Consider the following 18,131-nt stretch of genomic DNA (forward strand, 5'->3'; position numbering starts at 1 on the left):
AAAGTCGGCCAGTTTGGGGCGAGCGCCTTGGAGCGTGCGGCCCTCATATAGCAAGCCCGGTCCAAGGCGCATTGGCCGTCAGGCCAATTCTGTGAGGTTCATTTGTTAGCGGCGGCGAGGCGGGCGCGGCTTTGATTGAGGCGGTAGCTTTCGCCGTTCATCTCGAGGATGTTGACGTGGTGTGTCAGCCGGTCCAGCAGCGCGCCGGTCAGGCGTTCGGTGCTGAAGGTTTCGGTCCACTCCTCGAAGGGCAGGTTGCTTGTGATCAGGGTCGACCCTCGCTCGTAGCGCTGTGAGATCAGCTCGAACAGAAGCTCGGCGCCGGTTTTGCTCAAGGGGACGAATCCCAGCTCGTCGATGATCAGCAGTTTGACCTTGGCGAGTTTGCGCTGGAGTTGCAGGAGGCGTTTTTCGTCGCGGGCCTCCATCATCTCGTGCACGAGGGCTGCGGCGGTCACGAAGGCGACAGGCAATCCTTTCTGGCAGGCAGCCAGTCCCAGCCCGAGGGCGACATGGGTCTTGCCGGTGCCGGAGGGACCGAGCGCGATCACATTCTCCTTGCGTTCGATCCATTCGCAGCGCGCCAGCTCCAGCACCATCATCTTGTTGAGCGACGGGATCGCCTTGAAGTCGAAGCTGTCCAGGCTTTTGATGGTCGGGAACTTTGCGGCCTTGATCCGGCGTTCCACCATGCGCCGTTCCCGGTCGATCAGTTCCAGCTCGGTCAGCCGGGCCAGGTAACGCACGTGATCTACGCCTTCAGCGGCGCAGATACGGGCCTGCTTGTCATGTTCACGCAAGAACGTGGGCAGCCGAAGCGTTTTGAGATGGTGGGCCAGCAGCAGTTCGGGTGCATCCGTCATGCCCCACCTCCTGCCAGCAGGCTCATGTAGGATGCGGCGGAGGTGGTGGTGATGTTGGTTCTGGGCAGGAAGGGATAGACATCCAGATCCAGCCTCGGAGGCCTTTGCTCGACCCTGCACAAGATCAGGTGCTTGATTGCATCGAAGCTGACCGCTCCCATTCGCAGGGCATCTTTGACGGCAAGATGCAGCACGTCAATCTCGAAGCGCTCCAGAAGGCGCAGGACCTGCACATACTCGCGCTTGCCGGCCTTTCCCTGCCGGGCTTCCAGCAGTCGGCGCAGGGTTTTGAACGCTTCGGGCAACTCCCAGCCCTGCAGAGGCGCGGCCTGATCGAAGGACATGATCTTGCGTTCGATCAGCGCCAGGTAATGCAGTGGATCAAACACCATGTCGCCGGTGTCATAGGAGCGCGAATGCTCAGCGATCACCTCGGCGCCGCAGCCGATAACAACCCGGGTCACGAAGCCCTTGATCCAGACCGCACGGTGGCCGTAGGCAACCGGCACCGAGTAATCATTGCCGCGATAACGCACCACCGATGTCGATGTGACCTGGCCACTTTGCAACTCACAAGCCTCAAAGGGGGTGCCGGGCAAATCCCGCATCGCCGCGAGATCGGCCTTCAGCCGTTCCCTGATGCTGACCTTGTGGCCACGCAGAACATCACCCTGGCGCTTGCGGCACTGCTCTTCCAGGTGAGCGTTGAACGCGTGCCAGTCCGGAAAGGACGGGATCGGCACCATGAAGTTGCGACGTCCGTAGCCGACCAGCCCCTCCACGGCCCCTTTGTCATTGCCCTTGCCGGGACGGCCATAGCGGTCCCGAATCACGTAATGCGACAACATCGCGCTGAACCGCTGGGTTCTTTGCCGGGAGCCATCCGGCAGAATCCGGGCTACCAGGCAGCGGTCATTGTCATAAAGAACCGACTGGGGAACCGCGCCGAAGAACGCAAAGGCATGGACATGGCCGTCAAGCCACGCCTCGGTATTGGCCGCAGGATAGGCCCGGATGTAGCATGCGTCGCTGTGCGGCAGATCGAGGGCAAAGAAGTGTGCCTTCTGCTCGACGCCGCCGATCACGACAAGCGCTTCACCAAAATCGGCCTGTGCATGACCGGGCGGATGGCTCAGCGGCACGAACATCTCCTTGCCGGTCCGCTTACGGTCTCGAACGTAATCCTTGACGATGGTGTAGCTGCCATCAAAACCGCACTCGTCCCGCAACCGCTCGAAAATACGCTTGGCGGTGTGACGCTGCTTGCGAGGGCGGCTCCTGTCTTCAGCAAGCCATTGGTCCATCTGGCTGGTGAACGCATCCAGCTTCGGGCGCCTGATCGGCGCTGTCCGCCGATATCCCGGCGGTTCCGAATAGGCCAACATCTTCGCAACACTGTCCCGGCTGATCCCAAAATCCCGGGCAATCTGACGCCCGCTCAATCCATCCTGGAAATGAGCGTGACGCACCTTCAAATACAAGTCCACGGTGTATATCCCCAAGCCCTCCCGAAATCCGAAAGGGCAAAAGTGGACGACTTTTACGCCGCCCGCGACAACACTATGCCGTCGCTACCGTGGCCGAGTATTGCTCCGCCGTTCACAAGTTGCGAATTCATTTCGAGAGCTCGTTGGTATAGACCTGACGAGCTCGAAACGTGAGTTCCAAGTAGGCTGGTTGCCAAATAGCAGAGTCAACATCTCGGTATGGCGCCAGAACCTCATCCCTGAGTTGATGAGCAGACTTGAGGGCTCGGCCCAGCGCACCTCCGAACTTGAGGAGTATCATCCTGCAGAGCATCGGTTTCGGTATGCAGCGTGGTGCGCGGCGACTGCATCACGAAGTAGCCGCCGTGTCTGCACTTTTTCAGTTGAACGGGGCGCAAACTTGTTGAGGGGGAGTTCCATTCGGTACCTGAGTCTCGGAGCGCACTGGCTCCCTCCGGCAGATCAATTCGATACCGTTCATGACCGGTGGTGCACTGAAATCTTGGAACGCGGCAGGCGCGACATTTCGCCAGAAGGGTTTTCTTACGGCATTGCCGCGAAAATGGTAAACTGCTTTACCAAAACATTGTTCCTGAATGACATGATTAGCAGCACTTCACTCTGCAATCAGTCGCTCGAAGACGACCGGAAAAACAGAGCTACTTGGTTGCACCCGCCAGTGGACCGCCTGCTGTTGGAGCAGCTTCAAAAAAAGAACATCGGAGAGGCCCGTAACGAATGGCGAGCCTTGAAGAGTAAAGGGTGGTCAAGGTTCGACAGGGAAACCTATCAACGGGCGATTGCGCTGATGAAACAGGCTTCGGGCGGAAGACCTGCTCAGCTTGAGGCTTTCTGGATTGGACACCAATCGCCTGGAAAAAAATCGACAATATAAGCTTAAGCTTAGGCCTCAGGTTCGGAAGGTCTTGATGTTCTCCGCCTTCAAGTCCGCTTCTCCACGCCATCTGTAGGCGCAGGGCGTTGATGGATAATCCAAACACGCCGCCCTTTCAGCTTCGATGCAGGGCGAACCAGTCATCTTGTAATGCCCGACCAAAACCGGCGGTGCTGAACGAGGGTATAGGGCGATAGCGCGATCCTCCGGAAGTCTCCTGAAGGAAGTTCATCAGAATCGGCCACCGAGAGAGCTGCCTCTTTCCAAGAGGTAGCATCTGCGCGCCACCAAGCAATCCGAACATGATCTCGCTGGTGTCCTTGCGAGTCGTGGAAGTGGGAGCCCTGAGGAAGCTCAAGTTCTGGTCCTGTAACAAGCCTTTTTACAGCCTTGGCGAAATCGGTTCGCTCTGCTGCGATCTCTGCAAAATCACTTGCTTCCAATCGTCCTTCGGGGTGACGCTGAGCAACGAGGTCAATGTCTGGCTGGTTCCAGCAGGCATGAACCAAGCGTAGACCGTCACGTTCTTCCCAAAGGGGCAGTGTGCTGAACCAGTCGATCCAAATTGCTGCCTGTGAGGTGGACACACCGAAGCGCTCGATGAAGCTGCGATGTTGAGCTGTGTTCTTTTCGCTTCTCTCTCGCAGCGCAACACCATCAACTCCGAGCGTGTGGTAGAGGATCGCATTCAATTCATGGTTTCCCATGACTGCAATTGCTTCCTGAGCTTCAACAAGCTCTCGCACACGTGTCAAAACAGCAGCGTCGTCGATCGAAGACTGATTTTTTCCAGCGTCAATGAAGTCACCCAGGAATGTAAAGCGGGCCTCACCGCCAACCCCTTTCATGGTTGTTTCCAGACGCGTCATGTCCGCATGAATGTCTGGAATGATGTCCCACGCCTGTTTCATTTCTTGCCTATCCACATCTTATCGTTCTCTAAAATTAAAGTTCTACGGGTATGCTTGTTTCTACCTAAGATTGAATGGCGGCAATATTTATGGAAGCCTTAAATTATTTCTCAAGGGGTTGCGAACGGATGCGTCAAGCACCCGGATACCCCCCATCAATAAGGTTCCTCTCCCCAATTGGTTACTCAAACTGACACGGTGGTGGGTCGCAGAGACGAGCCGCTACGCGAAGAGTGGGAAATCGTCCTGCAGCGTAGGGTGTCGTTGAAGATTAGCTTCGTGGCGCGAAGGCAACGACTTTCTCATTGAGACCACGCGGGTTGCGATTGCCATACGGGCTGCAAACATTCGAGATGTCGATATCGATGCTGTGTAAGCGGTGCACCGATCACACGGGACTGACGTAATTCCAAGGTAGCAGCTTGTTGATGTCGGTTTGTTTGTGTCCTGCGGCGATTGCCGTCAGGATACCAGACAGGTAGCCATGCGGTTCGATTTTGTTGAGTTTGCATGTCTCGATAAGTGACGCGATGACGGCCCAGTTTTGTGCGCCTGCGTCATGGCCCGCGAAGAGCGCGTTTTTTCGGTTGAGGGCGATGGGGCGGATCGTCCGCTCCACGGGGTTGTTGTCGAGTTCGATACGACCGTCGTCGAGGAACCGGCATAACCCGTCCCAGTATTTGGCAATATATTTCAGGGCTTCTCCGGTTGGGGATTTGGCCGAGACGCGGGCACGGCTTTGGGCCAGCCAAAGCGCGAAGGCGTCGATGATGGGTTTCGAGCGTGCCTGCCGTGCGGCGTGGCGTTGGTCGGCGCTCAGGCCGCGCAGGTCTTTTTCAATGCGATAGAGTGCTTGGATTTGAGCCAAGCCTTCCTGTCCAATCGGGGCCGCGCCGGATTGGGTAACGTCATGCAGCTTGCGACGGGCATGCGCCCAGCAGTATGCCAGTGTCACGTCTTGTGCTGGACGTTTGAGCAGACGGTTATAGCCTGCATATCCATCGACCTGCAGGGTGCCGCTGAAGCCTTTCAAGATAGTGACTGCATGCTGACCGGAGCGCCCCGGCGCATAGGTAAAGGCAACACCGGGTGGATCATCGCCGTCCCAAGGCCGGTCATCGCGGGCCAGGGCCCAGAAGTACCCGGTCTTTGTGCGTTTCCGCCCCGGTGCGAGAACCGGCGCGGGTGTTTCATCCATGAAGAGCTTGGTTGAGCGCTTGATATCCGCCATCAGCGCCTCATAGACCGGGGTCAATTCGAACGCCGATTTTCCGACCCATGCGGCCAGGGTCGAGCGATCCAGATCGATCCCCTGACGCCTGTAGATTTGCGCCTGCCGATAGAGCGGCAGGTGATCGGCGTATTTGGACACCAAAACATGGGCCAGCGTGGCCTCGGTTGGCATGCCGCCAGCAATGATGTGGGCGGGTGCCGGGGCTTGGGTGATCCCGCCCTCGCAGGACCGGCAAGCATACTTGGGCCGCCGGGTGACGATCACGCGGAACTGGGCGGGAATGATATCCAGCCGTTCGCTGACATCCTCGCCAATGACATGACGTTCTGCCCCGCAGGCGCAGGAGAGGTCATGTTCGATAACCACTTCAACCCGTTCCAGATGCTTGGGCAGTGACCCACGATTGGTCTGGCGTGGCTTTGTTGGCCGTGCGGGCGCGGTGCGCGCGTCGGCGTCAATCTCGGCTTCCACCTGCGCGATGGCCGTCTCGATATCCTCAAGTTCCAGCTCATACTGGGCTGGATCAATCTTCTCGGATTTGCTCCCGAAGAGGGCTTTCTTGAAGGAAGCGACCAGCGCCTCAAGTCGCGCATTCTGATCTTGTTGCGCGCGGATGATCGCCTTCAATTCGGCAATGTCATTGGGCAATTCGTCAGGCACACTCATGCCCGAGACCGTAACAAAACAAGGGCGGAATGACCCGCCCAAACGACCCTATGAGTCACTCCGCCGCAGCGGGGGCCGCTGTCTCCAAAGGTCGCACGCGCCGCCAATCCAAACCCGCAAACAGCGCCTCAAACTGGGCCGGTTCCAGCCGCATCACACCGTTCTTGATCGCAGGCCAGGTGAAGCTGCTATCTTCGAGCCGTTTGTACGCCATTACCAATCCGCTCCCGTCCCAATAGATCAGCTTCAGCCGATCCGCACGCTTGGCGCGGAAGACATAGACAGCCCCATCAAACGGCTTCTGGCGCAACTGGCTTTGCACCAAGGCGGCCAAACCATCATGGCCCTTGCGGAAGTCGACCGGATCGCTGGCCACAAAGATCCGCACCTTATGGGATGGCGTGATCATGGGGCCAGAGCCTTGGCGATCGCAGCAATCCGCGCGGCTGGCGTCGCAGCATCAAGACGAATGGTGACATCGCATTTGATCACATCAATCGTGCTGGCGGAAGCGGCAGGCAGAGGTTCGGCTAAAGGTGCAGGTGCCTCGATCTCAATAGGCACAAAATCCATGCCGTCCAAATTGGGCAGAACCAACTTACCCTGCCGCGCCATCCGACGCCAGTCAGACACCGTGCTGGGGATCAGCTCGTATCTCTGCGCCACAGCCTTGACCGTCTCGCCCTCAATCAGCGTCTCCGCAACAATCCGTGCCTTCAACTCAGGCGGCCAATTCCGCTTGCCGTCAGAACGGCGAGGCACCATTGCAAGAAACTCGCTTGTAGCTCCCATCGAGAAACTCCCTTGAAACAAAAGAGCCTCTGAATCGCAGATCAGGCGATATGCCGTAAGTGTGGGGTCGGCGCACCGCTTACGATGCTGTCGACCCATTCCTTGTATTCTTCGATTGGTGAGCCCTCGGGATCGTAGTGTTCCTCGGTGATGTCGCGGAGCTTGTGGCCAAGGAGCCGCTTGCGGATTTCTAAGGGGCACTTCGCTCGTTTCAGCTCGACATTGAAATGGGTACGCAGTGAATGGAAATCCCGGCGAGGGTCATAGACACCTTCCTGGATACGGTAGTGGCCGAAGGACTTGGTAAAAGTCCCTGATAGACGGCCCTTCGCCGCACATCTGTCGATGTTGGGGAACAACCAGTCTTGGCCTTTGCTACGGCATTCCTGCACATACGTCAGGAGCCCGAGCTCGATCAAGTTCTTATGGACCGGAACAATCCGATATTTTGTACCGCCCTTAATATGCTGACCTTCACCCGACTGAACCCGGATAATGGGTATCCCCTTCATCGTGTCGAAATCCTCGGTGCGCAATTGTAACGCCTCTTCTTCGCGCATGCCTGAATGAGGCGCGATCAGCGTAGGCCAGAATACCGCGTGGGGATCGCGACCGGGACCGGTGGGAGTGGTGAACGCGCAAGTGCGCAGAAGATCGACAAGTTTGTCTCCCCACGGTAGGCGTCTCATGTCCTTTTCCTCAGCCTTAAGCCTGTCCAATTGCTTTGTTGTCCAGATGACCCCTTTCATTGCGTTCGCGGGCGCTGCACCGTGATCCGCAGCGTGACGAAAGACATACTGGATGGCTTGCATATGCCGGTAAACCGTCGCGCTGCGAACGCGTACAACTCTTGCTCTGGCGCGCCGCTGTTCGGCGTCGCCGCGGCTAAGTTTGTGCTCGACGATCTCGTTTTCGGCTATGATCAAGTTGCCGGCTTCCTCCGCCTCGGCTCGGTCAATGATCGTGTAGAACCCGGGCGAGTCACTACTTTTATGGTGATTTTTGGGCATCGCGCAAAGCAGAGCGCGAAATTCGAGCAACTTGTCTTTGCTATAGAAAGACATCGCGCGATCCCCATGGGCTTCAATGAAAAGTTTTTTGGTTGACCGCCAATTTCCGAGGTTGTTCGTGTCCCAACCTGGGTTCTCTTCTCGCTTTCGATCAACCGCCGCATCGAACCAGGCGCTGAACAGACTTTCACCGGTCAATATCTCTTCTGAGTCTGCGGCTACGGTGACTTCTCTGAGACCCTGCGGGCAGGCATACGTCGGATTAGTAGCATGAGACTTATGCAGTCTATCTGCGATGACGCCGTCAGACTGTTTCTCCTGGTACTGTGTCGGTTCAATGGGCGCGGAATTGGCTACGTGAGGAATGCGGCACGGTAAAGCACTACCATGATCAGTACTGGCGACCGGCTGACGGTCGTGCTGCGGCGATTGGTCAAGATCTTTCGCATAGCCAGGCCGGGGTGGGAGCTGGAGGGCCATGGGGGCTGGCGCGTTCTGCGATATGCTATCCGGGGTCGCGCTCATCGAAGACAGGAGACGGGTGTCGGTACGGTAGATCCCCTGTTCACGGCAAATGTTCTCGTCGGCAACTTCGATCAGGGCCCGGGCGGCGTGACTTGCGGCGCGCAGCCAATCCTTGCTGCCAGGCTCAACAACAACCCCAAGACGGCCGAGTGTTCGATCAAGCGGGGATGAGACAGCTTCGTAGTCGTTGTACACGAGCGCGGCGCGCATTGTTTCCCGGGTTGCCTCGTGCAATCGTACTGCGGCCGACACGGCTTCAGGGCCGCGTGGACCGCAGGTCTCACGAAGTGCTTCCGAAGCTGCCACTTCGAAACGCATCAGGTCGTCGACCATGCAATCCAATTGTTTTTCGTCGAGCATGTCAGCTCCGCACATCTCTATCAAACCGATGAGATCGTCGGTGAAGCGAGCTGCTATCGCAGCCCGCCGCCGCGCCTCGGAAAAGAGATGCGTTCGGAGCGAAAAGGAAAAAAAATTTTTTCGATAAAATCTTTGCGCGAGACACGGCACTCTGCGCCGAAAGACGAGAGTCATGTCTCTGCGAATGATGTAAGTCGGGGATGCGGCCATGTGTGCGACTCCATTGCGTCCAATGTGTCGCAGGAAGTGTCGCATAAGCGAATCCGCCCCAAAACTGGGCGGTAACCACTGATTTCACTCAATTTAGGGGAAGTTGGCTCCGACGGTAGGGATGTAGGGCAATAAGCTACCAAGTAAAATCAAAAACTTAGCGGCGAAATTCTGAATTTTGTGTACCGTATCTTTCTTGTTCTGTGTACCGTATTGGGCGAATGAAACCCGAGAAGAATTGTATCGAAAGCGATATTCTAAAGCCATGCAGTAGGTATTGCAGGGAGGGTATGTGGACATTGCATTTGCAGGCTCGACCTCAATCAAAAAAGTACTGCCAGTACTCGCACTTGATTTGACCCACAACGGGATGGCCCTGGCAAGTGGTACTAATGCGATGCAATCTTGGAAGAGGCTGATTGTCCTGGCAGACAGCGAAGAGAAGGACAATCTGCGCTCCGCCATGCTGGCATACTGTAAGTTCAACACCTATGCGATGGTCAGAATTTATAAAGTGATGGAACGATTTTGACTCTGTTTTGAATTTTCAACATGGTGGGAGCGGTGTCAGGTACAATTTTTTTTATATCATGCGAGCGCAGACAGAAAGTGGGGGGAACTTGAATAAAAGTACAAATGAAATCAAAGAATTTTTAGTAGCCGACTACACCAAGCGTGGATACCTACACGCAATTAGGGATTTAGACGTATCACCGTTTTTATCAAATTGGGAACGGGAGTTGATTGAGAGGAAGTTTGAAAGCCGAACCGATGTTTGGAAGGACTATAACAGAAATTGTATGAACCTTCTAAAGTCAGAAATGGCTATCGAAGAAATTCCTTTAACGTCACACTTTCAAGGAACACTTGCTTCTGGACGAGTAAAGCCGGACCTCTGGTCGACAAAGGCAACTTCTCGGCCGTCAAAGGTTGAACAGGCAGCTGCAGAATATTATTCAGAAAACGGTTTCTATGTAGCGAATGTAGACGATTTCATCTCTAAGACAATCGCTGTCAGCGTCTATCTATCTAAATATGGACAAGAGAAAGGTGAAAACCTTATTGCTGGTATTTTTCCTACCAATGGTCAAATACATGAACTAGATAACATACAAGACTTGTCGCTTGTCAGCATTGAAGAGTGGCTGCGACCTACTATAATTGGGGCTATTGATTACTTTTCGAGACATGCTGCTTCACACTTCAACAAAGACACGATGGCTCGCATGCGAAAGATGAAAGAAGAAGAAAAGAGATCATTCTTGACGCCTCTTTTTTGTCAGCGTGCAATTTTCAATGCTAAAAATGTCGACGATTTAGTTGCGGCTTGTCTGCATGCGGCAAATCATGTTCCCGTAAGAACTATGCTAGACATATACATCAGAGAAAATGTTTTTAGCATACGCTCGGGAATCCCTGACCTATTCATTTGGAACGAGAAAAGCTTTAGGTTTATTGAGGTGAAATCACCAAGGGACAGGCCTCAACTAAATCAAGCATATTTCTATCGGTATATTCTAAGACCCTTAGGTCTACCTTTTACAATAGGAAAAGTCGTTGAGAATTAGGCTCCAGCTCCATAGATGTCTTTGGTTGCAGAGCGTAGAGGTGAAGTACTTCCTGTTTCCATGTGTCCCATGGCAATAATGGTTTTTCTGAAAATTTGGTCCCGAGTGAAGAGGCCATAACCAACGCAGGCAAATTCAAAGGCTGTTTTTCAAGGGGGGCCCCATTTGCCCTTCCTAAGGCTCCCAAGCGATAACCTGCCAAATCTATACGGCTTCAGTGTTAAGTATCCGGTGAACTGACATTCTGCTAATGCCCATCTCTTCGGCTATCTTGTAGGTGCTGTGACCCTCAGACTTCATCTGGTGAACCTTGTCACGGTCGATACGCTTCTTGGTGCCCTTATAGACCCCCTTGGCCTTGGCCTTAGCAATTCCCTCAGCTTGGCGCTTCTTGATGATGTTCCGCTCAAACTCAGCAAAGGCACCCATCATCTGAAGCTGTAGCTTAGCAAAAGCATCATCAGCATCAGCGGAGAAGGTCAGACGCTCAGACAGGAATCTTATGGCCACACCCTTGTCGTTAAGTGTCTGAATAATGTCCTGAAGGTCTCTGAGGTCACGTGCGAGGCGATCAATGGAATACACCACCACAGAGTCACCCTCACGAGCATACTCAATCATCGCCTGAAGTGCTGGCCTGTCCTTGGCGCTCTTGCCTGACAGCTTCTCCTCAAAGGTCTTATCGACCTGTCCGAGGTCCTGACGATCAAGATTCTGACCTTCACTAGAAACACGCTTGTATCCGATAACTGACATAACAGTCTCCTATAGTAACATTTGAATTTAGACTACATTGATTCTAGTCACGTCAGCAAGAATAATGACCCTAATGTTGCCCTCAAAGTAGTAACGCGGTAACAGCACCAATACCCTACACCCTATGTTACTCTTGCCAACCCTGCAATGAAGTGAGAGGTTTCTACTTAAAGACGAACGGGCAACGCTTACCGATAGGAAAACCCATGGACATACTACTCACTATTGGGATCGTACTAGCATTGGCGGGCGGTGTTCTCTCCGGTGTTGTGGCAGCAGCTAAAAACCGCGATCCTGTTGGCTGGGGTATCGTAGGCGCAATTTTCCCACTGCTTGGTCTGATAGCCATTGCTGGTATGCCAACCGCAAGACGGACAAAGGGAACCAAGACAGTTCCTACGGATGTAGAGAAACCAACAGAGACTGCGGCAAGAACTGAAGCTAGTTCGAGTGAGGACACTACAACAGGAAATGTCATTATCCTGATCATTTTTGGAGTAATAACCGTGATGGTAGTGATCATAGCGGCATTTAGCATCGGGTAGCGACGAATGAACAGTTTCAACTAAACGATTGGAAATCCTATGGCCTTCATGCCTGATAAATCACCCCACGAGCCCCAAAACAGTAAGGTTCAGAACTTGGAAGGCCTAGTTTATACCAAGCTTGCGCGGCTTATAGCAGCTATCGGAATACTCGGTGGTATCGTTGCCTTGGTTGCAGGGTTTGCTGATGAAAACCCCGCCATAGTCGCTTTGGGCATCTCAGCCTTACTGGCCTCCCTGACCATCGGGGTTCTAACTGACATTTCAATGTCTATAGCTAAAGCTGGTGGTTCGGGCTGAAGGCCACCGAGTAAAAAGTTAAGGCAACAGAGAGAAGAGAGGGCAGGAAACTGGGGCGTTGTTTCAGCTTGAGGTAGGGTATCTGATCGTTTGTGGCTAACTAACCAAATCGCAATTAACTACAACAAAACATGCAATATATTGAATATAATTGACATTCATTAGGAAACGTGAGATTTAAGTGTAATTCGGCTGGAAAGCATTGGGAATTTCCCAAGTATGCTCCAACGTATTATGGCGACATGCCAACCCGAACCCGCCCCGTAAGGTCGCGGGATTTTTTGTGTCCAAAATTGTTATCGAAAGGAATGCCCATGGGCAAACAACATCACTTCACTAAATTTCCGGGACAAATCAATGCGTCATATTTTGTTCAGTCCCACATATGCGCAGCGGATGACTTTACTCAGGCGAGGGTCAGTGAAATCTGCAAAATCATTAAACTACCGCTTAAGAAAAGCAATCTAAGTGCGGTCGCGTCTTTCTTGCAAGCCTGCCAATCCCTTGAAAATCGCGAACCGTACTTCTCGTGGCTTTATCGGAATGGAGGGCCGTTAGCCTCTCAAGCAACGGTTAGAAAGCGACTTGAAGCTGAGGGCTACTTTAATTTGGCCTTCAAGGGGTTCAGCAATTGCTTTGACGGTCAAGCGGCTATCTTCGAGCTATCGGAAAAATCGGTAAGCTTGGCAGATGGCTGTACGTTCTTTTGCAGTAGCCCCAAAGCCCCAGTTAGCGTGTCCGACATTAAGGATGATGACAGCCTTGCTAAAGAGATCAAGCAAAGCGAAGCCTACCTGTTAATCTTGGAAGAAACAAAAGAGCTTAATGACTTTCTGGAGCAGCATCCGTTCTCAATCCACGGCACTATTTACAACGGTGGGCTACGCAGAAAGTTTAACCATGGCAGTCTTAAATCTGGGGGTAGATTTTATCCGGGCTATGCAAACCTACCAAAGCAGATAGTGCGTAGTGATAAAGCATTTCTAATTTAACCTGAGGCATATCCGGCAGCCTGAAAGTAGTTTGAACACTCCTGCGGGGAGTACATTGCGCAGATATCGCCAAGGGCTTCGAACACCGAGGTGAATGATCGCGCACTGATGCGTCTAAGGTGGGACTTCAATTTGGAGAAAGCCAACTCAATCGGGTTCAGATCTGGCGAATATGGCGGCAGATAGAGGAACCAGCATCCGTGAGCCTTGAGCGCCGCAGCGGCTTCTTTGTTGTGATGGGTCGCGAGATTGTCGAGAACGACTGCCGTGCCTGGCGCGATCTCAGGGATCAGGACCTTCTGCACATAGGCCGCGAAGGCAGGACCATCCATCGCGCCATTGATCACCCAAGGTGCGATCAGAGCCTCATGTGTCAGCCCCGCAATCAGGGTTTGGGTTCCCCAACTGCCGAAGGGCGCATCCATCGTCAGGCGTTCGCCACGCGGAGCCCAACCGCGCAGCCGGGTGAGGTTCGTTTTGACCGCTGTTTCATCAAGAAAGACAACGCTTTCCGGCATCCGCGCAATGGCTGGCAAACGGTGTGTGAACCAGTCCTCACGTCGTCGCCTCACCTTGGCACGGTGACGTTCGGTAGCGACCAGTGACTTTTTTTGTGTGTAAATCCGAGGCGCTTTAGCAGATGCCCGATAGCAGAGTGCTGGACTTGCAATCCGGTTGCATCAGCAAGCGCATCACGCAACTCAAATAGTGTGATATCAGGGTCTTGGGTGATCAACTCTTCGAAAAAACTAACATGGGGTGCCAATTTCCCTGACCCTTTTGGACGACCCTGTACGGCAGGATCAGCCCGGCCCGTCGTTTGGATCTGATGCCGCCATCGGGCGCCCGTTGCTGGCGATAGCTTCAAGCGCGCTGCCGCCGCTCGCCCGCTTAGCCCTTCCTCAATATATTTCTGAAACCGCGCCCGAAGCGCTGATGGCAAAGGTGCTGACATAGTTCATCCTCCCAAACAGGATGAATCACAATCAGACCAGTTTGGGAATCCCCAGCGATTCAGGTTTTCTTCGAAACGCTTTAGGAGCATGGTTAAACCCAGACGGCTGGCCACAATTGACGGCGAAAGCATCGCAGAGGTGGACCTGAGCGCGGCGTTCCTTAGCATCCTTGCAGCCCAATCTGGCCAATGGTGGCCTGAAGATGTTGACGACCCCTACCAACTGATCCCGTTTGTAGCTGCTGGCAAAGGTGATGAGAGAGATTTTGCTAAAGTCCTAGTTTCCTCAATCGTAATGAAAAACGGCAAGCTGACAAAGGTACCTACCTCACTTCGACTATACGAACCTAAAAAAGGTGAGGAATATAAAAGATTTCGTGAGATTGCGTCAACGCAGACAGACAAAGAGCTTATTGGTCAAATTCACGGAGCCTACCCATTCCTATCCCAGCCATTCAATGGCCAGAATGTTGTCTTTTGGGAAAGCGAAGTAATTGCAAAAACCATGTGGAACGCGGCTCAAATAGGCATTCCAGCCTACCCACTACATGATGCTTTGTTTGTGAGGAGAAGAGACGCAAAACAGGTCCAAGGGCTAATGGAGGGGATTTTCAGAGACCTTCTAGGCTATAAACCTAACACCTCTATTAAGTAGAAATATATATAAATATACAATATCCTACAGGAGATACTTTATGAGTAAGAGTCCGATTTTCCCACCTGAAGAGCCGTGTGAGTACTTCAGTGAGGAAACGGTTAGACCTTCAGGTCGTCGAGGTCGAATGCCAACACCGATAAGGCACTATGCGATTTGTACACTCCATTCCGAGGGGCACAGAACGTTATCCAGTCATAAGCCGAAATGTGGAGGGTGTAAAACAAAATGTGATTTCGACGCCTTCGGCTTAGTTGGGAGCTAATGTATTACTCGAGGGAGGCTCTTGGGCCTTCCTCTTCCACTTACCCATATAGACAGCCCGCCCAATAAGCAGCCCATGTGATGATCTATCGAAGTTAAACCTCCATTGAATGAGGCCGTGGAGGCACTGTCCTCACCGCTGAGGGCACCTTGGCGCACTGGCTAGGGTTGGCGACATAAGAGGTCCAACGAGCGCCCAGCGCGGGCATCAGCGCAACCCTCGCTTTAAGGCCCTTTGGTAGTTGTCAGGTAGGGTAGGCTGCTAAGGGGGAAGGTGTCCCGTAATCGGGCTCTTTGGACTATGCTGTGCTCTCTTTAAGCTGCCGAATGAGGTAACTTGCTGCCCGCCTTCAATCAGCACAGTCGATTGCAAGCGCACACATCGCTCTCAAGTCTAGATGCTGCCCGAAACAACCAGTTACTACACATCGGCCTCCTGAAGGTGAGAGTAGAGGTCTAGGTGCTAATTGCTGTCTCCCCATTCCCTAGTTTTCAATATTTTGTTCAGGTCTTCTAGGTAAACACTTGGAGGCACACCCGTACCATATCTTTGGGCTATAGCGGAAGAAGACTTGGTGACGTGACCTTGCAAATAGTCCACAACTTCGGGGCGTACCCTTGCTGCTCTCCCTCTGTCTTTAAATGTATGGCGAGTTGAGTATGAGACTAAACTGGGGTCTGAAACTTCAAGTTTATCTCTTATCACGTTGTTTAGCTGTGTGCTGACATTGCCGTAGGATGAAGCTTCAGAGTATTTGCCGAAGGCCCCAGCTTTTCCATTGTTCGATAGCTTGAGGGCCTTCAGATGTTTAAGCAGGGGGGCAGCTATGGGAACTGATCTTTCAAGGCGTCCTTTGTCGAGCCTTCTGTGGCTGTTAGGTCCAAACCTTATATGAGGAACTTCGCAATCAAGGCGGATATCAGCAACCTCTAAGCCAGCAGCTTCTGACGTGGCACACCCTGAAAAGAGCATAATTAATCCAATCAAACCAATAGGTGAAAGGCTTTCTGTTAGCTTGTCTACGAGGGCCTTCTCATAAGCTGCAAGCTCAAGAGGATTGAAAGAGCGCCTGTCGTTAGCCGTTTCTCTTTCTAAGCCCATATTTCTCAGGCCTTCGAAGGGATTTTTTATCGTCCCGTCTTGGTACTCTTTTCGAGCGAAATTAAAGACTGCGCCAAGCTGCGAAGAATAACGGCCTATGGTAGCCTCAGAGGCTGGCCTATCACCCTGTCTGTAGCTGTTCAGGTAGGAACGGGCTGTTGGTCGGGAAATATCTTCCAGCGGAGTATCTTGACCGCCAACGAAAGCAGAAAACTTATGGTACAAAGCGCGTGTCTTTGCTTCAAAAGTCTTTTGCTTATGCGGATTCCTGCGCTTTTCTTGTTTGTTTACCTCTAGATAATCATCACAAGTGTTTCCCCATGTCCGTTTGGTCGGGGCTTCAAGGTCACCTGTGGCTATTAGGTAGGCTGCTTGAAACACGTCCGAAGGGTCTGAGGGCTTGTAAAGGGTTTTCCAAGTCTTGGGGTCAGTGCCTATCTCTTGGCTGTCGTAGAAGTCGGATAAAAACCTATCAAATTGATCCTTCCATTCTATTCGCCGCTCATCGAACTTTAACCGTTCCTCTCTTGAAGCGTTGGCTTTGAGTGTTGGTAGATTGTCAGGATGAAGGCCCACACGCTGAAGGAACCTTGAGGCTACTTCCCGAACCTCAGCAGGGGTAAGAGCTCTCCCCAATGCGATTTGTTTTTCAGCCAAGGCAATTTGCCTCTCTACGCCTTGATTGAACGCACCAAGCTTCAAGAGGGCAACCGTTTCGTCTTTAGTGTTGAAGGCTTCTTTCATCTCAGTCTTGCCGAGAATCTTTTGAAGTCGAGTGGGAACTCTACGACGGTATGAATACCAGCCGGTTACGCTGCGCTTGAGATATTTACTGCTCATGGTGTACCGTCTGTGTACTGAATTTGTGTACTACATTTCTTGCCAAACACCCCATAAGTCAACAAAATAAGGTTGTCTTAAGGTTTAAATGGCTCCGACGGTAGGGATCGAACCTACGACCAATTGATTAACAGTCAACTGCTCTACCGCTGAGCTACGTCGGAACGGTCTGCACCGTATAGCTATGGTAATTTCCGGCGTCCAGAGGGTTTCGCCACTTTTTTCCAGATTTTTTCAAAAGATTTTCAGACCCGGCGAAAGGTGGCTGTCGCAGAGAGGGATTCAACGGGGGCGACGCGGTTTTTGCCTGTAAGGTCAATCAGATGTGCAAGGACGTTGCGGGTCGCGGCACCCAGTAGCGCAGGCGGGGTTTCGGTGTAGATCGCGGCGGCAAGTTGCGCGGCGGTGGCGGGGGCTTGGTCGAGGGCACGCAGGATATCAGCCTCGCGCGAGAGGCGGTGCGACACCAGCCAGTCGAGCCTTGCCGCGGGGTCGGTTACCGCCGCGCCATGTCCCGGATAGAACACCCGCCAGTCGTTTTTTTGCAGCTCGGCACAGGAGGCCATGAAATCGGTCAGATCCCCATCCGGCGGCGACACCAGCGAGCTGGCCCAGCCCATGACGTGATCCGCGGTGAAACAGGCGTCATTCCAGCCAAGGCTGATGTGGTTACCAATATGGCCGGGGGTGTGAATCACGCTCAGCGTCCAGTCGTCGCCGGCGATGGTCTCTCCGTGAGTTAGGGGGCGATCGGGGATGAACTCTGCATCAATGCCTTCGCCGCCGCCAATATCGGACACGGCGGCCAGTTGTTGCATCACCGCAGAGCGGCCAGAAAACGAGTCGCCAAAGGCCAGTATCGGTGCGCCGCAGGCACGGGCAAGATCGCGCGCGAGGGGCGAATGGTCCAGATGCGTATGGGTTACGATGATGTGGCTGATGTGCTGTTCGGGTCCGATGGCATCGCGTATCGCTTGCAGGTGCCGCGGCGATGCGGGGCCGGGGTCGATCACGGCGATGCCGCGCGTGCCCAGCAGATAGGTATTCGTGCCACGGTAGGTCATGGGCGAGGGGTTGTCGGCCACGATGCGGCGCAAGCCCGGTTCCAAGATCTCGGCAATACCGATGGCGGGGTCGAAGTCGTCAGGGGGCAGCATGGTTTGGCCTTTCGCTGGGGCAGGGGGCTGGCTAAGGTCTATCC

The 18,131-nt window shown here is 53.4% G+C and carries 19 protein-coding genes and 1 tRNA gene; 7 read left to right on the plus strand and 13 right to left on the minus strand.

From position 1 onward, the window contains the following. Positions 1 to 98 precede the first annotated feature (98 nt). Together istB and istA are read right to left on the minus strand one after the other, a co-directional pair. A complete protein-coding gene (gene istB, locus C1J04_RS08800) occupies positions 99 to 863 on the minus strand; it encodes an IS21-like element helper ATPase IstB (RefSeq protein ID WP_009824782.1) in 765 nt (254 codons plus the stop codon). Then, positions 860 to 2,359: an IS21 family transposase gene (gene istA, locus C1J04_RS08805; protein WP_114865400.1), complete on the minus strand. Its 1,500-nt coding sequence runs from the start codon at positions 2,357 to 2,359 to the stop codon at positions 860 to 862. Before istA ends, istB begins: the two co-directional genes overlap by 4 nt. 493 nt (positions 2,360 to 2,852) lie before the next feature. On the opposite strand from istA, the gene C1J04_RS08810 reads away from it, so the two are divergent. Next, a complete protein-coding gene (locus tag C1J04_RS08810; RefSeq protein ID WP_156775807.1) occupies positions 2,853 to 3,245 on the plus strand; it encodes a hypothetical protein in 393 nt (130 codons plus the stop codon). 140 nt (positions 3,246 to 3,385) lie between these two features. Here C1J04_RS08810 and C1J04_RS08815 read toward each other — a convergent pair whose 3' ends face one another. The 5 genes from C1J04_RS08815 to C1J04_RS08835 all read right to left on the minus strand — a co-directional run bounded on the left by C1J04_RS08815 (position 3,386) and on the right by C1J04_RS08835 (position 8,953). After that, positions 3,386 to 4,156: a metallophosphoesterase gene (locus C1J04_RS08815; protein ID WP_009826844.1), complete on the minus strand. Its 771-nt coding sequence runs from the start codon at positions 4,154 to 4,156 to the stop codon at positions 3,386 to 3,388. 388 nt (positions 4,157 to 4,544) lie between these two features. Then, the gene (gene tnpC / locus C1J04_RS08820) at positions 4,545 to 6,056 is read right to left on the minus strand and encodes an IS66 family transposase (RefSeq protein WP_009826845.1); all 1,512 of its coding nucleotides are present in this window, start codon (positions 6,054 to 6,056) and stop codon (positions 4,545 to 4,547) included. Positions 6,057 to 6,111: 55 nt separating this feature from the next. Then, on the minus strand, positions 6,112 to 6,465 hold the full coding sequence (gene tnpB, locus C1J04_RS08825; protein ID WP_009826846.1) for an IS66 family insertion sequence element accessory protein TnpB: 354 nt from the start codon (positions 6,463 to 6,465) through the stop codon (positions 6,112 to 6,114). Then, positions 6,462 to 6,848 (minus strand): transposase, encoded by a 387-nt coding sequence (locus tag C1J04_RS08830; RefSeq protein ID WP_240790901.1) that lies wholly within the window; start codon positions 6,846 to 6,848, stop codon positions 6,462 to 6,464. The genes tnpB and C1J04_RS08830 overlap by 4 nt, the downstream gene beginning before the upstream one ends. A 41-nt stretch (positions 6,849 to 6,889) precedes the next feature. Continuing rightward, positions 6,890 to 8,953, minus strand: a complete 2,064-nt coding sequence (locus tag C1J04_RS08835) for a tyrosine-type recombinase/integrase (RefSeq protein WP_037954382.1) — start codon at positions 8,951 to 8,953, stop codon at positions 6,890 to 6,892. A gap of 292 nt (positions 8,954 to 9,245) precedes the next feature. On the opposite strand from C1J04_RS08835, the gene C1J04_RS08840 reads away from it, so the two are divergent. Continuing rightward, a complete protein-coding gene (locus C1J04_RS08840) occupies positions 9,246 to 9,485 on the plus strand; it encodes a hypothetical protein (RefSeq protein WP_114865336.1) in 240 nt (79 codons plus the stop codon). 88 nt (positions 9,486 to 9,573) lie between these two features. Further along, positions 9,574 to 10,521 (plus strand): VRR-NUC domain-containing protein, encoded by a 948-nt coding sequence (locus tag C1J04_RS08845; protein WP_162797834.1) that lies wholly within the window; start codon positions 9,574 to 9,576, stop codon positions 10,519 to 10,521. Between the two features lie 204 nt (positions 10,522 to 10,725). On the opposite strand, the gene C1J04_RS08850 is transcribed toward C1J04_RS08845, so the two are convergent. Further along, positions 10,726 to 11,277 carry a recombinase family protein gene (locus tag C1J04_RS08850; protein ID WP_114865338.1) on the minus strand — a complete coding sequence of 184 codons (552 nt, stop codon included), beginning with the start codon at positions 11,275 to 11,277 and terminating at the stop codon, positions 10,726 to 10,728. A gap of 206 nt (positions 11,278 to 11,483) precedes the next feature. On the opposite strand from C1J04_RS08850, the gene C1J04_RS08855 reads away from it, so the two are divergent. The 3 genes from C1J04_RS08855 (at position 11,484) to C1J04_RS08865 (ending at position 13,114) form a co-directional block, all read left to right on the plus strand. Beyond that, positions 11,484 to 11,822 carry a hypothetical protein gene (locus tag C1J04_RS08855; RefSeq protein ID WP_114865339.1) on the plus strand — a complete coding sequence of 113 codons (339 nt, stop codon included), beginning with the start codon at positions 11,484 to 11,486 and terminating at the stop codon, positions 11,820 to 11,822. A gap of 48 nt (positions 11,823 to 11,870) precedes the next feature. Then, positions 11,871 to 12,122, plus strand: coding sequence for a hypothetical protein (locus C1J04_RS08860; RefSeq protein ID WP_162797835.1), 252 nt, complete (start codon positions 11,871 to 11,873; stop codon positions 12,120 to 12,122). 314 nt (positions 12,123 to 12,436) lie between these two features. Beyond that, positions 12,437 to 13,114 carry a hypothetical protein gene (locus tag C1J04_RS08865; protein ID WP_114865341.1) on the plus strand — a complete coding sequence of 226 codons (678 nt, stop codon included), beginning with the start codon at positions 12,437 to 12,439 and terminating at the stop codon, positions 13,112 to 13,114. On the opposite strand, the gene C1J04_RS08870 is transcribed toward C1J04_RS08865, so the two are convergent. Then, the gene (locus C1J04_RS08870) at positions 13,111 to 13,686 is read right to left on the minus strand and encodes an IS630 family transposase (RefSeq protein ID WP_162797836.1); all 576 of its coding nucleotides are present in this window, start codon (positions 13,684 to 13,686) and stop codon (positions 13,111 to 13,113) included. The two genes, C1J04_RS08865 and C1J04_RS08870, sit on opposite strands and share 4 nt — an antisense overlap. Then, positions 13,683 to 14,069, minus strand: a complete 387-nt coding sequence (locus tag C1J04_RS19775) for a helix-turn-helix domain-containing protein (RefSeq protein ID WP_368074075.1) — start codon at positions 14,067 to 14,069, stop codon at positions 13,683 to 13,685. Before C1J04_RS19775 ends, C1J04_RS08870 begins: the two co-directional genes overlap by 4 nt. A gap of 88 nt (positions 14,070 to 14,157) precedes the next feature. On the opposite strand from C1J04_RS19775, the gene C1J04_RS08875 reads away from it, so the two are divergent. After that, a complete protein-coding gene (locus tag C1J04_RS08875) occupies positions 14,158 to 14,724 on the plus strand; it encodes a hypothetical protein (RefSeq protein WP_114865343.1) in 567 nt (188 codons plus the stop codon). Between the two features lie 727 nt (positions 14,725 to 15,451). Here C1J04_RS08875 and C1J04_RS08880 read toward each other — a convergent pair. From C1J04_RS08880 to C1J04_RS08890, 3 genes are all read right to left on the minus strand, one after another. After that, the gene (locus tag C1J04_RS08880) at positions 15,452 to 16,930 is read right to left on the minus strand and encodes a DUF6538 domain-containing protein (protein ID WP_162797837.1); all 1,479 of its coding nucleotides are present in this window, start codon (positions 16,928 to 16,930) and stop codon (positions 15,452 to 15,454) included. 89 nt (positions 16,931 to 17,019) lie between these two features. Beyond that, a tRNA-Asn gene (locus tag C1J04_RS08885) sits at positions 17,020 to 17,094 on the minus strand. 81 nt (positions 17,095 to 17,175) lie between these two features. Then, on the minus strand, positions 17,176 to 18,087 hold the full coding sequence (locus C1J04_RS08890; protein ID WP_009826849.1) for an MBL fold metallo-hydrolase: 912 nt from the start codon (positions 18,085 to 18,087) through the stop codon (positions 17,176 to 17,178). Positions 18,088 to 18,131 lie beyond the last annotated feature (44 nt).

It is taken from the genome of Sulfitobacter sp. SK025 (genome assembly GCF_003352105.1).
Classification (GTDB): Bacteria; Pseudomonadota; Alphaproteobacteria; order Rhodobacterales; family Rhodobacteraceae; genus Sulfitobacter; species Sulfitobacter pontiacus.